The organism is Streptomyces sp. NPDC101160 (assembly GCF_044768205.1).
Classification (GTDB): Bacteria; Actinomycetota; Actinomycetes; order Streptomycetales; family Streptomycetaceae; genus Streptomyces.
The window spans coordinates 581,452-594,519 of the sequence record NZ_JBIWPJ010000006.1 but is presented as its reverse complement, the minus strand read 5'-3'; the positions used below and the strand labels follow the sequence as shown (position 1 = coordinate 594,519).

Here is a 13,068-nt window from a genome sequence, read left to right as displayed (position 1 = left end):
GACCGAATCAAACCGATTCCGCCGCGGGGGCGCGGGGGCACGGGTGGCGCGGACACGGGGGTACGCATGGAAGCCGGGCTCGTCTTCTCCGCTGCCGACCTCGCGCAGACCCGCTTCGCCGTCTCCCCCATGTGGGAGGTCGTCACCAGCTTCCGGCAGCTGCTCCGTGACGCCAACAGCCATCCCCTGCACCGCCGTTGGATCGAACAGGTCCGCCCCCGCTTCCTGCGCGCCGGGCTCGACCGGGGACGGATCGCCGCGCTGGTCCCGGCCCACGGCTATCTCGCCGACTTCCTGAACCCCACCCCCGCGACCCCCTTCCCCTCCCTGAGCACCGAACTCGACGCCATCGTCCGCACCCCGGCGGAACGGATCGCCCAGGACCTGAAGGCCCTCGACGAGCACCACGGCATCCGCCCGAACCCCTCCGACATCGACCTCGACCGGCTCCGCGACGAGATCCTCACCTACTGGGAACTCGCCCTCGCCCCCTACTGGGCCCGCATCCGCACCCTCCTCGAAGCCGATGTCTTCCACCGTGCCCGGCAGGTCGCCGAGCACGGCTCGGCGCGCGTGCTCGGCGAACTCCACGAGACCGTGCGGTGGGACGACGACACCCTGCGGCTCGTCTGGCGCGCCTGCGGGCTCACCCGCGACCAGGCCGGGGCCGGGCTGCTGCTCGTCCCGTCCGCGTTCGCCTGGCCGAAGGTCCTGACCCGGTCCGTGGCCCCCGATCCACCCCAACTCGCCTATCCCGCACGCGGGATCGGCAACCTCTGGGAGCCCCGCACCACGACCACCGCCACCGACGCCGTCGCCGCCGTGCTGGGGCGCTCGCGCGCCCTGCTGCTCGCCGAGCTCGACACACCCGCGTCGACGACCCGGCTCGCCGCCGCCTTCGGGCTCTCGGCGCCCGCGGTCTCCCAGCACCTCATCGCCCTGCGCAACGCCGGCCTGGTCACCGCACACCGCAGCGGCCGGTCCGTCCTCTACGCCCGCACCGCCGTCGCCGACGCGCTGCTCTGCCCGGCCAAGGAGCCCGTGTGACCCGTGTGACCCATGTGACCCATGCGACCCATGCGAACTGGACCGAACGCACGCTTCTCGTACGGGACGGGGTACGGCTCTCGCTCCGCGACTGGGGCGATGGCGGGGACGGGGACGGGGACGGCAATGGTGGCGGGGGCGGACGGCCGCTCCTCCTGCTCCACGGGCTCGCCGGGCACGCCGGCGAGTGGGACACGCTCGCCCGGCTCCTGCGCGCCGACGGGCACCGGGTCGTCGCCCTCGACCAGCGCGGGCACGGCGCGAGCGAGCGACGGCCGAAGGACGTGTCGCGGGCCGCGTACGTCGCCGACGTCATCGAGGTGTGCGAACAACTCGGCCTGGACCGCCCCGTGCTGGTCGGACAGTCGTACGGAGGTCACGCCGCCCTCCTCGCCGCCGCCGCGCACTCCGACCGGATCTCCGCCGCCGTCCTCGTCGAGGCGGGTCCCGGTGCCGGCTCGCCCGAGACCCTGGCGGAGGTCGGCGGCTGGCTGCGGGCGTGGCCGGTGCCGTTCCCGACGCGCGAGGCGGCGGTCGCGTACCTCGGCGGCGGTCCCGTAGGGGAGGGCTGGGCGGACGGCCTGGAGGAACGGGACGGCGGGCTCCGACCCCGATTCGACCCCGAGGTGCTGATCGCCTCGCTCGCCGAGAACACCGGGCGGGCCTGGTGGGAGGAGTGGGCGGCGATCGACGTGCCCGTCCTCGCCGTGCTCGGCCAGAACGGGATCATCCCGGGCGACGAGTACGCCGAGATGGCGCGGCGGCAGCCCGAGCGGCTCCGCGCCGTCTGCGTACCCGGCACCGGCCACGACCTGCACCTGGAGCGGCCGGACGTCCTCCACTCCCTCGTCGCGGAGTTCCTCGGCCAGTTCCTCGACTCGTTCCTCTAGTTCCTCGCCCCGCCCCTCGACCCGTCCCTCGACCCGTCCCTCGACTCGTCACTCAGCTCGTTCCCCCTCGCGAGCAGCCATGCTTGTCCTCATGAGCGAGAGGCGTGAGACGAGAAGCATCGGCCCGGACGAGCGCCGGGCACGGCTCGCGGTGCGGCACCGGTTGGCCGGGTCCGCGCGGGCGGGGACGGCGGAGGAGGTCGCCGGTGCGCTGGTGGCGCTGCACGCGACGGACCCGGCGACGGTGTTCCTGGCGGCGGGCGCACGGCTCGCGGCCGGCCGGGATCCGGTGGCGGAGGTGGAGCGGGCGCTGTACGAGGAGCGGACGCTGACCCGGATGCACGGCATGCGGCACACCGTCTTCGTGGTGCCCTCCGTGCTCGCCGCCGTCGTCCACTCCTCCACCGCCGACGCCGCCTCCGCCCGTGAACGCGCCACGCTCGTCCGGCACTTGGCCGCCGGCAGCGACTACGACGAGGCCTGGCTCGCCGAGACCGAGCGCCAGGTCCTGGCCGAGCTGGCGGCCCGCGGCGAGGCCACCGGCACCGAACTCGGCGCGGCCGTACCGCGCTTGCGGGCGCAGTTCGTGTACGGCGTCGGCACCAACCAGGAAGGCCCGCAGTCCGTCTCCAGCCGGATCCTGCGGGTCCTCGGCATGGAGGGCCGCATCGCCCGCGGCCGCCCGCAGGGCGGCTGGACGTCGAGCCGCTTCCGCTGGTCCCTGCTCCCGGCCCACGAGGACCTCCCGCCCGCCGAGGCCCGCGCGGAGCTCGTACGCCACTGGCTCGCCGCGTACGGCCCGGCGACGGAGGCGGACCTGAAGTGGTGGACGGGCTGGAAGGTGACGGACGTGCGCCGGGCCCTGGCGGCGCTCGAAGCGGAGCCGGTGGCCCTGGAGGAGGGGCCGGGCTTCGTCCTCCCGGACGACCTCGAACCCGTACCGCCGCTCGACGAGCCCTGGGCGGCGCTGCTGCCGGCGCTCGATCCGACGGCGATGGGCTGGCAGTCTCGCGACTGGTACCTGGACCCGGCCCACCGCGCCCCGCTCTTCGACCGGAGCGGGAACATCGGCCCGACGGTGTGGTGGAACGGCCGGATCGTGGGCGGCTGGGCGCAGCGCGCCGACGGCGAGATCGTATGGCGGCTGTTCAGCGACGCGGATGTGGACGCGGGGGCGGGCCGGGGGAACGGCCCGGCGGCGGGCCTGGGGACGGGCCTGGGGAAGGATGCCGTACGGGCGGTGGAGGCCGAGGCGGCGCGGCTGGCGGCCTGGGTCGGCGACGTCCGGGTCACGCCCCGCTTCCGTACCCCGCTCGAAAGGGAACTCTCCGCGTGAGCGACGCAGACATCGACCTCGACCTCGACCTCCTCCTGATATCCGCCCAGCGCACCTCCACCGCCCTCCTCCTGACCGAGGCGGCCCGGCGCCGCGGCCTGGCGACCCGGGTGCTCGACGGGCGGCCGGCGGACACCGTCGTACGCCCGGGCGAGGCCGTGCACTGGCACGGCGGCCCGCGGCTCGCCGACGCGATCACCGATCGCCTCGGGCTCGGGCTGCTGGAGCCGCGGGACGACTGGCTGGCGGAACTGCCGAGGGAGTTCACCCGGCGCCGGATCGCCCTCGAACCGTTCTCCTCCGTCTACCGCGAGGTGTGGCAGCCGGTGTTCCTGAAGCCGCCGTCGGACAAGTCGTTCGAGGCGGCGGTGTACGGCGACCCCGACCGCGGCCTCTCCGACCTCGCCCGCACCCTGCCCCCGCACACCCCGGTCCTCGTCTCGGACCCGGTGACCTTCACCGCCGAGTACCGCCTCTTCGTCCTCGACGGGCAGGTCGTGACGGGCAGCCGCTACGCCGTGTACGGGCGCCTCGATCCCGGCCCGCTGACGCCGGACGCGCGCCGCTTCGGCGCGGAGCTGCTCGCGGCGGTCGGCGGCACGCTGCCGAGCGCGGTCGTCGTGGACGTCGGTCCGCTGGAGGACGGCGGCTGGGCGGTGGTGGAGGCGAACATGGCGTGGTTCGCCCAGTGCTACGCGGCGGATCCGGACGCGGTCCTGGACGTGGTCCTGCGGTCGGCGGGCCCGCGCGAGCGGGTCGCGGAGCGGGACCGCTGCTTCCTCCGGGTGACATCGCGGCAGGCATCGGGCTGACCGTCGGCCCGATGTCGAGAAACGCGGTCCTGCTCCGACGTCTCCTGTGAAAGAACCACAGCACACCCTCCCCCGGACGAGGAGAACGTCATGAAGTACCTGGTGATGGTGCAGGGCGCGCAGGCCGACTACGACGCCATGAACGGGAAGGCGTCCGCGCACAGCCCGGCCTGGAGCGAGCAGGACCTGAAGACGATGTTCGCGCACATGAACGCGATCAACGACGATCTCGCCGAGAGCGGGGAGCTCGTCGACGCGCAGGGACTCGTCGAGCCGGGGCGGACCCGGTTCGTGAGCGTCGACGACGAGGGGCGGCCGGTGGTCACGGACGGGCCGTACGGGGAGACGAAGGAGGTGCTCGCCGGGTACTGGGTCGTCGACTGCGAGAGCCTGGAGCGGGTGACCGAGATCGCGGCGCGGGCGGCGAGCTGCCCGCAGCCGGCCGGGGCGCCGGAGTATCCGGTGGTGATCCGGCAGATCGACGAGCGGGGCGGCGCCGACCTCCTGGCGGACCTCGGCTGACCCGTCCGGCCCGGCGGCGCCCGCCGCACTCGGCGCCCTCGCCGCCGACCGACCGACCGCCGCCCCCGGCTGCCCCGGCCGGACCCCGACCGACCGGCCGGACCCCGGCTGACCCGACCGACCCCGGCTGGCCCGGCTGCCCCCGACCGACCTCGGCCGACCCGGCTGACCCCGTCCGCCCCGGCCGACCCGTCCGACTCCGACCGACCCGGCTGACCCCGACCGACCCCGGCCGACCCGTCCGACTCCGACCGACCCCGGCCGACCCGGCTGACCCCGACCGACCCCGACTGACCCCGACTGCCCCCGACCCATCCCAACCGACCCCGGCTGACCTCCTTGAACCCTTCGTACGCCGTCGAGGACCTGCTGCGGCTGCACGCGCCGCAGGTCCTCGGCGCGCTCGTGCGCCGGTACGGGCACTTCGACGCCGCCGAGGACGCCGTACAGGAGGCGCTGCTCGCCGCCGCCGGGCAGTGGCCGCGGGACGGGGTGCCGGGCAATCCGCGCGGCTGGCTGATCCGGGTGGCGTCGCGACGGCTCGTGGACGCGCTGCGGTCGGAGGAGGCGCGGGCGCGGCGCGAGGAGACGGCGGTACGTCTGGAGCCGCGTGAGGTACGGGCGGCGCCGGCCGATGACGACACGCTCACGCTGCTGTTCCTGTGCTGCGACCCGGTGCTGGCGCCCGCCGCCCGGATCGCGCTGACGCTGCGGGCGGTGGGCGGCCTGACGACGGCGGAGATCGCCCACGCCTTCCTGGTGCCGGAGGCGACGGTCGCGCAGCGGATCAGCCGGGCGAAGGCGAAGCTGCGCGCGGCCGGGGCGGACCATCCCTTCCGCCCGCCCGGCCCGGAGGACCGGGACGCCCGCCTCGGCTCCGTGCTTCAGGTGCTCTACCTGATCTTCAACGAGGGCTACACGGCCACCTCCGGCCCCGCCCTCCACCGCGCCGACCTGGCCCGCGAGGCGATCCGGCTGACCCGGGCGGTCCGCCGGCTGCTGCCCCGCGAGGGCGCGGTGACCGGGCTGCTCGCCCTGATGGTGCTGACCGAGGCGCGCAGCGCGGCCCGCACCGGGCCGGACGGGGAGCTGGTCCCGCTCGACGAGCAGGACCGCTCCCGCTGGGACCGGGCGGCGATCGCGGAGGGCACCGCCCTGGTCGAGGAGGCCCTGACGGAGGGCCCGCCCGGCCCGTACCAGCTCCAGGCCGCCATCGCCGCCCTCCACGACGAGGCGACGGACCCGGCCGACACCGACTGGCCGCAGATCCTCGCCCTCTACGACGTCCTGCTCACGAAGATCCCGGACGACCCGATGGCGCAACTGGGCCGCGTGGTCGCCCTCGCGATGGCCGACGGCCCGGAGGCGGGCCTGGCCGCCCTCACCGCTCTCGAACCCCGCCTCCCGGCCCCGGTGAGCGCCCACCGCCTCCCCGCCGTCCGCGCCCACCTCCTCGAACGCACCGGCGCCCACCGAGCCGCGGCCGCCGCCTACCGCACGGCCGCCCGCGCGACCGAAAGCCTCCCGGAACGGCGCTATCTGCAGATGCGGGCGGCACGGCTCGACCCGTGAGATCCGTCCCTCCTGCTCAGTCGTTGCGGCCGTTGCGGGCGTCGCGGCCGTCCCGCAGGCGGGCCAGTGTCGTGTCCAGGTTCGGTCCGCATGACGTCGTCCGGTTGTACGGGAGCCTGCCGAGCATCGCCGCCATGCCGCAGGTGTTGGTGAGGGCCGAGAAGACGAGGCCGGCCGCGACGGATGCGGAGAGGAGCTGGAAGGCGGGGTGGAGGAGGAGGGCGAGGAGGAGGCCGAGGAGGACGAGGGTGCCGGCGGTGAGGCGGACCTGGCGGTCCATGGCCCAGGGGGTGCGGGCGGGGGCGCCGGTGGGCCGGGCGAGGGTGTGGCCGCGGGTGGCGTAGCCGGCGGTGCCGCCGGTGAGGTCGAGGGTGGGGATGCCGTGGGCGGCGAGGCGGGCGCACGCGGTGCGGGAGCGGTTTCCGGACTGGCAGACGACGAGGAGCGCGCCGCGGGCGGCGGCTTCCCTGAGGGCGGGAACGGCCTGGTCGAGGCGGTCGAGGGGGACGTTGAGGGCGCCGGGGACATGGCCTCCGGCGTACTCGGCGGGGCTGCGGACGTCGACGACGGTGAGCTCGGCGAGGCGGGCGTGGGCCTGGTCGGCGTCGAGGGCGGTGGTCAGGGCCATGGCAGGTGTCATCCTTGGTCTTCGACGGGACCCCGTGGCGGGGAGTAAATTACCCCCTGGGGTATCTGTGGAGGAGTGGTCGTGGAACTGGATCTCGCGGGCGCCGAGCTGAAGTCCGTACTGAACCGGCTGCGCCGGGCGCAGGGACAGATCTCCGGGGTCATCCGGATGATCGAGGAGGGCCGCGACTGCGAGGAGGTCGTGACCCAGCTGGCCGCCGCCTCCCGGGCCCTGGACCGGGCCGGGTTCGCGATCATCGCGACCGGGCTCCAGCAGTGCCTCACGGACATGGAGAACGGGCGCAGGACGGGCGAGGACCCCGATCAGATGCGGGCCCGGCTGGAGAAGCTCTTCCTGTCGCTCGCCTAGCGGCTGGAGCACTAGAGAAGCAGGTCCAGGAGCATCAGGCCCGCCACCGCGAGCAGGAGGAAGCCGAAGGCTCTTCGCAGTCGGTCGGCCGGTACGCGGGCGGCGAGCCGCCGCCCGTCCCACGCGCCCAGCACCGCCGCCCCCGCGAACGGCGCGACGACCGCCCAATCGAGTGGTGCGGCAGTACCCGAGCGGGCGAGCAGCGCGGCCAGTGCGTTGACGGCGACGACGAGCAGGCTCGTGCCGACGGCCGGGCGCATCCGCAGACCGACGACCTGGACGAGCGCCGGTACGGTCAGGAAGCCGCCGCCCACGCCGAGGACTCCGGTCACCGCTCCGAGCCCGGCGCCCGCGCCCGCGACAGCCGGGGCGGAGCGGCGACGCATCGGCCCCGCGTCCGGCGTGGGGTCCTGGTGGGCCATCCGTACCGCCGCACCGTCCGGCGCGGGGTCTCGACAGACCCTCCGCACCGCCGCACCGTCCGGCGCAGGAGCGCGGCGGACGTTCCGTGCCTCCGCACCGTCCGGCGCCGGGTCCCGGCGGGCCATCCGCGCCTCCGCACCGTCCCGTGCAGGGGCGCGGCGGACCATCCGCGCCTCCGCGCCGTCCCGCGCCGGGTCCCGGCGGACCATCCGTACCGCCGCGAAACCCGCCACCGTCACGAAGCCGACCGTCAGCAGCCGTTCCGGCACCCGTGCGGCGAGCAGTCCGCCGAGTGCGGCCGGGACGAGGCCGGCCGCGGCGAACACCGCGCCCGTGCGCCAGCGCACCTGGCCGTCGCGGGCGTGCCCGTAGAGCGCGGTCGCGGAGGTCGCGAGCACGATGAGCAGGCTCGCGGTGGCGGCGGCGGCCGGGGTGAGGCCCAGCAGGTAGATGAGGGCCGGGACGGCGAGCACGCTGCCGCCTCCGCCGAGCGCGCCGAGCGCGAGCCCGACGACGGCACCGGCCGCGAGAGCGGTCACGGTCACAAACACGCCCGTACTCCTTCCAGGAACGAGATCGCCGATCGCCGACTCCCTCAATTACCCCCCGGGGTATTCATTCGGCCTGTACGACGATAACAGAAGTACCCCCGGGGGTATTCAGACTCAGATAAGCGGACAGTTATCCGGTTACTCGGGTGGGCGAGTATGCTCAGGAGCAGGAAACGACCGATGGGGGACGAAGCACGGAAAGGCAGGCAGCAGTCGATGAGCACGAGGAAACCGCAGGCCGAGGGCGGACCGACGGCCCGGCCCGCGCCGCTGCTCAGCCTGCTGCCGACCGCCGGCGCCCCCGCCCCCGAGCGCGCCGACGCCGCCCGCAACCGGCGCAGGATCCTCGACGCCGCCGCCCGGATCGTCGCCGAGTCGGGCCCCGAGGCGGTCACCATGAACCTGGTCGCGCACGCCAGCGGCATCGGCGTCGGAACCGTCTACCGCCGCTTCGGCGACGTCTCGCAGCTCCTGTGGGCGCTCCTCGACGACCGCGAGCGGCAGTTCCAGGAGGCGTACCTGAGCGGCCCGCCCCCACTCGGCCCCGGCGCCCCCGCCGCGCAGCGCCTCGACGCGTTCCTCGACGCCCTCGTCGACCGCGTCGTCGAACAGCGCGCCATCCTCCTCGCGGCCCAGACCGCCGCCCCCAGCGCCCGCTACACCAGCGGCGCCTACCTCGCGATGCACGCCCACGTCACGATGCTGATCACCCAGGCCCGCCCCACCGCGAACGCCCCGCTCCTGGCCCATCTCCTCCTCGCCCCGTTCTCACCGAGCCTGATGCACCACCTGTCCCAGGAGCAGCAGCTGTCGGCGGAGGAACTGAAGGCGGGAGTGCGGGAGTTGCTGAACCTGCGGGCCGGCTGAGCGGCGTGCGCGTCCGCCCCTTGGAAACGCTGGACCGGCGCCGCGCCCCCGGCGCATGATCAGGCCATGACCAGCGCTTCCAAGACCTTCCTCATCCTCCACGGCTTCCAGAACCACCGCCCGCCCGGCCACTGGCAGCACTGGCTCGCCGGTGCGCTGCGCGAGCGCGGGCACGAGGTGCGGTATCCGCAGCTGCCGGAGGCGGACGCGCCGCGGCTCGGGGAGTGGCTGGACGTGCTGGACGGGCAGGCAGAACGGCCGGACGACGGGAGCGAGTTCGTCGTGGTCGGGCACAGTCTGAGCGTGCTGCTGTGGCTGCGGGCCGTGGCCGCGGGGCGGGCGCCTGACGCGGACCGGGTGCTGCTCGTCGCGCCGCCGTCGCCGAGGGTCGTGGGGTCGATCCCGGAGATCGCCGAGTTCGCCGAGGGGCTCGACCTGACCGGGCTCGACGTGAAGAACGCCCGGCTCGTGTACGGGGGCGGCGACCCGTACTGCCCCGAGGGCGCCGACGTGCACTACGGCGTCCCGCTCGGTCTCGACGCGGACCACGTGCCCGGGGGCGAGCACCTGGACCTCGACGCCGGGTACGGGGCTTGGCCGGATGTGCTCGCCTGGTGCGAAAACCCGGAGGCGCGGGTGGGGGGCAACCGCTAGCGTCGGCCGGATGACCGTCGAGACGTTTCCAAGCACCGAGCCGTACGACGAAGGCATGCTCGACGTCGGCGACGGCAACCGCGTCCACTGGTCCGTCGCCGGCAACCCCGCGGGAAAGCCCGCGCTCCTCGTGCACGGCGGACCGGGGTCCGGGGCGTCGCCAGGGACCAGGCGGTTCTTCGACCCGGCGCGGTACCGGATCGTCCAGTTCGACCAGCGCGGCTGCGGCCGCTCCACCCCGCACGCGAGCGACCCGGCCACCGACCTGAGCGTCAACACCACCGCCCATCTCGTCGCCGACATGGAACGGCTGCGGCTGCACCTCGGCATCGACCGGTGGCTGCTGTTCGGCGGCTCCTGGGGCTCCACGCTGATCCTCGCGTACGCCGAGACGCACCCGGACCGTGTCACCGAGATCGTGCTCGCGGGCGTGACCACCACCCGCCGCTCCGAGACGGCCTGGCTGTACGGAGGGGTCGGCGCCTATTTCCCCGAGGCCCACGAGCGCTTCCGGGAGGCCGTGGGCGCGCCCGCGCACGCCGGCGCCCAGGAGCTGATCGAGGCGTACGGCGCCCGCATGGCCCACCCCGACCCGGCCGTACGGGAGAAGGCGGCGAACGACTGGTGTGCCTGGGAGGACGCCGTCGTGTCGATGGAAGGCCAGGGCGCCCCGTACGCCGACCGCGCCGACGCCGCCCGGCTCGGCTTCGTACGGATCTGCTCGCACTACTTCTCTCAGGGCGCGTTCCTGGAGGAGGGCGCCCTGATCAGGGACGCCCACCGGCTCGCCGGCATCCCGGGCGTGCTCGTGCACGGCCGGCTCGACATGGGCGGACCCCTGACCACCGCCTGGGAGCTGACCAAGGGGTGGCCGGACGCCGAGCTGCACGTCGTCGAGGCGGCCGGCCACCTCGGCGACGACGAGACCCGCCGGCACCTCATGACGGCCCTCGAACGCTTCGCGAAAACGGACCCGGCGGGGTGACCCGGAGGGGTGACCCACCGGGCGGGGCCACCCGCCCGGCCCGATGATCAGGGCATGAGCCCCACGCGCCCCACGATCCACCTCGCCCAGCAGCCCGACGCAGACGCGCTCCTCGCCCGCTCCCCGCTCGCCGCGCTCGTCGGCATGCTCCTCGACCAGCAGGTGCCCATGGAGTGGGCCTTCTCCGGCCCGTACACCATCGCGACCCGCATGGGCCAAGGCGACCTCGACGCGGGCGAGATCGCCGCCCAGGACCCGGAGACGTTCGCCGCGCTGCTCTCCGAGAAGCCGGCCGTGCACCGCTACCCCGGCTCCATGGCCAAGCGGATCCAGCAGCTGTGCCGCTTCCTCGTCGACGAGTACGGCGGCGACGCGGAGGCGGTGTGGCGGGACGCGGCCGACGGCAAGGAGCTGCTGGCCCGCCTGGAAGCGCTGCCGGGCTTCGGCAAGCAGAAGGCGCAGATCTTCCTCGCGCTGCTCGGCAAGCAGTACGGGGTGCACCCGAAGGGCTGGCGGGAGGCGGCCGGGCCGTACGGGGAGCCGAACTGCTACCGCTCGGCCGCCGACATCACCGACGCGGACTCGCTGGCGAAAGTGCGCGCCCACAAGCAGGAGATGAAGGCCGCTGCCAAGGCCGCGAAATCAGCCACATCGCCACCCTCCTCGGCATCTTCCTCGGCTTCCTCCTCGGCAAAGTCCGGGAAAAGTGGCAGGAATTGATAATTCCAGATGTCAATCCTGAGTTACCTGACAGGAATTGTGTCGATCGTGTTCACAGAACCACCTCGAAGTCGCTAGCTTCCCCTCAACTCGACACCTCGGGAAGGACTTCTGTGAACGTATCCCAGCGCAGAGCCGCCGCCGTCCTCGCCGCCGCCGCACTCGCCACCCCGCTGGTGCTCGCGGCGCCCGCCACCGCCTCCCCCGAACCCGGGGCGGCGCAGGCACGGGACGCCGCCCGGCTGGCGCGGAAGCTGGTCCGCGCGACGTCCGCCGAGGACGCGTACAAGCACCTGCAGAAGTTCCAGGCGATAGCCGACTCGGCGGGCGGCAACCGCGCGGCCGGCACGCTCGGCCACGACGCCTCGGCCGCGTACGTCTACACGCAGCTGAAGAAGGCCGGCTACGCCGTCACGTACCAGAAGTTCGACTTCATCTACACGCAGACGCTCGCCGAGAAGGCCACCGTCACCTCCGCCACCCCGGCCCGCGACCTCACGCTCCGCGCGATGACCTACACCGCCTCCACGCCGGAAGGCGGCATCAAGGCCGAACTCGCCGCCGCCCCGGTCGACGCCGACGGCAGCAACGGCTGCGAGCCGGGCGACTTCGCCGCCGGCGCCTTCACGGGCAGGATCGCCCTGATCAAGCGCGGCGGCTGCACCTTCGCCGTCAAGCAGGCCAACGCCGCCGCGGCCGGCGCCGTCGCCGCGATCGTCTACAACAACGTCGACGGCCTGCTCTCCGGCACCCTCGGCGACCCGGCCGGCGTCAAAATCCCGACCGGCGGCCTCCCCAAGGCCGAGGGCGAGCAGCTCGCCGCCGACCTCGCCAAGGGCCCGGTCAGCCTCTCCTTCGAGCTGCGCCAGCTCCAGGAGAAGCGTTCCACCAACAACGTGATCGCCGAGACGCCCGGCGGCAACGCGGCCAACACCGTGATGCTCGGCTCCCACCTCGACTCCGTCACCGCCGGGCCCGGCATCAACGACAACGGCTCCGGCTCCGCCGGTCTCCTCCAGACCGCCCTGGAGCTCGCGAAGACGAAGGAGCTGGGCAAGGTCCGCAACAAGCTCCGCTTCGCCTGGTGGTCCGCCGAGGAGAACGGCCTGCTCGGCTCCGAGCACTACGTCGAGAACCTCACGGACCTCGGCAGGAAGGAGATCAGGCTCTACCTCAACTTCGACATGATCGCCTCGCCGAACTACGGACTCTTCGTCTACGACGGCGACAACTCCGACGGCGTCGGCGCGGGCGCCGGCCCCGAGGGCTCCGCCCAACTGGAGCGCGACATCACCGACTTCATGGACCGCAGCGGGGCCCCGCACGAGGGCACCGACTTCACCGGCCGCTCCGACTACGGCCCGTTCATCGGGGTCGGCATCCCCTCCGGCGGCACCTTCACCGGCGCCGAGGGCCTCAAGACCGCCGCCCAGGCCAAGAAGTTCGGCGGCCAGGCGGGCGTCGCGTACGACGTGAACTACCACGCCAAGGGTGACGACATCACCAACATCGACATGCGCGCCTTCGACGTCAACATCGACGTCATCGCCAACGCCGTGGGCACCTACGCCCACGACATCAGCTCCCTCAAGCGGCCGGTGACCTTCGTGCCGACCACGGGCACCGGCGACTCGGGCAGCAGCGGCGGCGGCCTGCACGGCGACCACGACGAGGTGACCGAGTAGTCACCGG

14 protein-coding genes are annotated in these 13,068 nt (G+C 73.9%); 12 read left to right on the top strand and 2 right to left on the bottom strand.

All coding sequences use genetic code 11. The features are described 5' to 3' along the window. Positions 1 to 66 precede the first annotated feature (66 nt). The 6 genes from ACIRSU_RS22225 to ACIRSU_RS22200 all read left to right on the top strand — a co-directional run bounded on the left by ACIRSU_RS22225 (position 67) and on the right by ACIRSU_RS22200 (position 6,179). Positions 67 to 1,047 (top strand): DUF5937 family protein, encoded by a 981-nt coding sequence (locus tag ACIRSU_RS22225; protein ID WP_403794727.1) that lies wholly within the window; start codon positions 67 to 69, stop codon positions 1,045 to 1,047. A gap of 155 nt (positions 1,048 to 1,202) precedes the next feature. Beyond that, positions 1,203 to 1,937, top strand: coding sequence for an alpha/beta fold hydrolase (locus ACIRSU_RS22220; RefSeq protein ID WP_403794965.1), 735 nt, complete (start codon positions 1,203 to 1,205; stop codon positions 1,935 to 1,937). A 91-nt stretch (positions 1,938 to 2,028) separates the two neighbouring features. Beyond that, positions 2,029 to 3,273: a winged helix DNA-binding domain-containing protein gene (locus ACIRSU_RS22215; RefSeq protein WP_403794724.1), complete on the top strand. Its 1,245-nt coding sequence runs from the start codon at positions 2,029 to 2,031 to the stop codon at positions 3,271 to 3,273. Next, positions 3,270 to 4,085 (top strand): ATP-grasp domain-containing protein, encoded by an 816-nt coding sequence (locus tag ACIRSU_RS22210; RefSeq protein ID WP_403794721.1) that lies wholly within the window; start codon positions 3,270 to 3,272, stop codon positions 4,083 to 4,085. The genes ACIRSU_RS22215 and ACIRSU_RS22210 overlap by 4 nt, the downstream gene beginning before the upstream one ends. Positions 4,086 to 4,175: 90 nt before the next feature. Further along, a complete protein-coding gene (locus ACIRSU_RS22205; RefSeq protein ID WP_403794718.1) occupies positions 4,176 to 4,607 on the top strand; it encodes a YciI family protein in 432 nt (143 codons plus the stop codon). A gap of 339 nt (positions 4,608 to 4,946) precedes the next feature. Further along, complete coding sequence (locus tag ACIRSU_RS22200; RefSeq protein WP_403794715.1) at positions 4,947 to 6,179, top strand: RNA polymerase sigma factor; 1,233 nt, start codon at positions 4,947 to 4,949, stop codon at positions 6,177 to 6,179. A gap of 16 nt (positions 6,180 to 6,195) precedes the next feature. On the opposite strand, the gene ACIRSU_RS22195 is transcribed toward ACIRSU_RS22200, so the two are convergent. Further along, complete coding sequence (locus ACIRSU_RS22195; protein WP_403794712.1) at positions 6,196 to 6,807, bottom strand: rhodanese-like domain-containing protein; 612 nt, start codon at positions 6,805 to 6,807, stop codon at positions 6,196 to 6,198. An 81-nt stretch (positions 6,808 to 6,888) separates the two neighbouring features. On the opposite strand from ACIRSU_RS22195, the gene ACIRSU_RS22190 reads away from it, so the two are divergent. Continuing rightward, positions 6,889 to 7,176, top strand: a complete 288-nt coding sequence (locus ACIRSU_RS22190; RefSeq protein ID WP_403794710.1) for a metal-sensitive transcriptional regulator — start codon at positions 6,889 to 6,891, stop codon at positions 7,174 to 7,176. An 11-nt stretch (positions 7,177 to 7,187) separates the two neighbouring features. On the opposite strand, the gene ACIRSU_RS22185 is transcribed toward ACIRSU_RS22190, so the two are convergent. After that, the gene (locus tag ACIRSU_RS22185) at positions 7,188 to 8,150 is read right to left on the bottom strand and encodes a sulfite exporter TauE/SafE family protein (protein ID WP_403794707.1); all 963 of its coding nucleotides are present in this window, start codon (positions 8,148 to 8,150) and stop codon (positions 7,188 to 7,190) included. 216 nt (positions 8,151 to 8,366) lie between these two features. On the opposite strand from ACIRSU_RS22185, the gene ACIRSU_RS22180 reads away from it, so the two are divergent. The 5 genes from ACIRSU_RS22180 to ACIRSU_RS22160 all read left to right on the top strand — a co-directional run bounded on the left by ACIRSU_RS22180 (position 8,367) and on the right by ACIRSU_RS22160 (position 13,061). Continuing rightward, positions 8,367 to 9,017 carry a TetR/AcrR family transcriptional regulator gene (locus tag ACIRSU_RS22180; RefSeq protein ID WP_403794704.1) on the top strand — a complete coding sequence of 217 codons (651 nt, stop codon included), beginning with the start codon at positions 8,367 to 8,369 and terminating at the stop codon, positions 9,015 to 9,017. A gap of 66 nt (positions 9,018 to 9,083) precedes the next feature. After that, positions 9,084 to 9,671, top strand: coding sequence for an RBBP9/YdeN family alpha/beta hydrolase (locus ACIRSU_RS22175; protein WP_403794702.1), 588 nt, complete (start codon positions 9,084 to 9,086; stop codon positions 9,669 to 9,671). Between the two features lie 10 nt (positions 9,672 to 9,681). After that, a complete protein-coding gene (gene pip, locus ACIRSU_RS22170) occupies positions 9,682 to 10,656 on the top strand; it encodes a prolyl aminopeptidase (protein ID WP_403794699.1) in 975 nt (324 codons plus the stop codon). Positions 10,657 to 10,710: 54 nt separating this feature from the next. Next, positions 10,711 to 11,376: an HhH-GPD-type base excision DNA repair protein gene (locus ACIRSU_RS22165; RefSeq protein WP_403794697.1), complete on the top strand. Its 666-nt coding sequence runs from the start codon at positions 10,711 to 10,713 to the stop codon at positions 11,374 to 11,376. Positions 11,377 to 11,489: 113 nt separating this feature from the next. Continuing rightward, complete coding sequence (locus tag ACIRSU_RS22160; protein ID WP_403794695.1) at positions 11,490 to 13,061, top strand: M28 family metallopeptidase; 1,572 nt, start codon at positions 11,490 to 11,492, stop codon at positions 13,059 to 13,061. Positions 13,062 to 13,068: the final 7 nt, after the last annotated feature.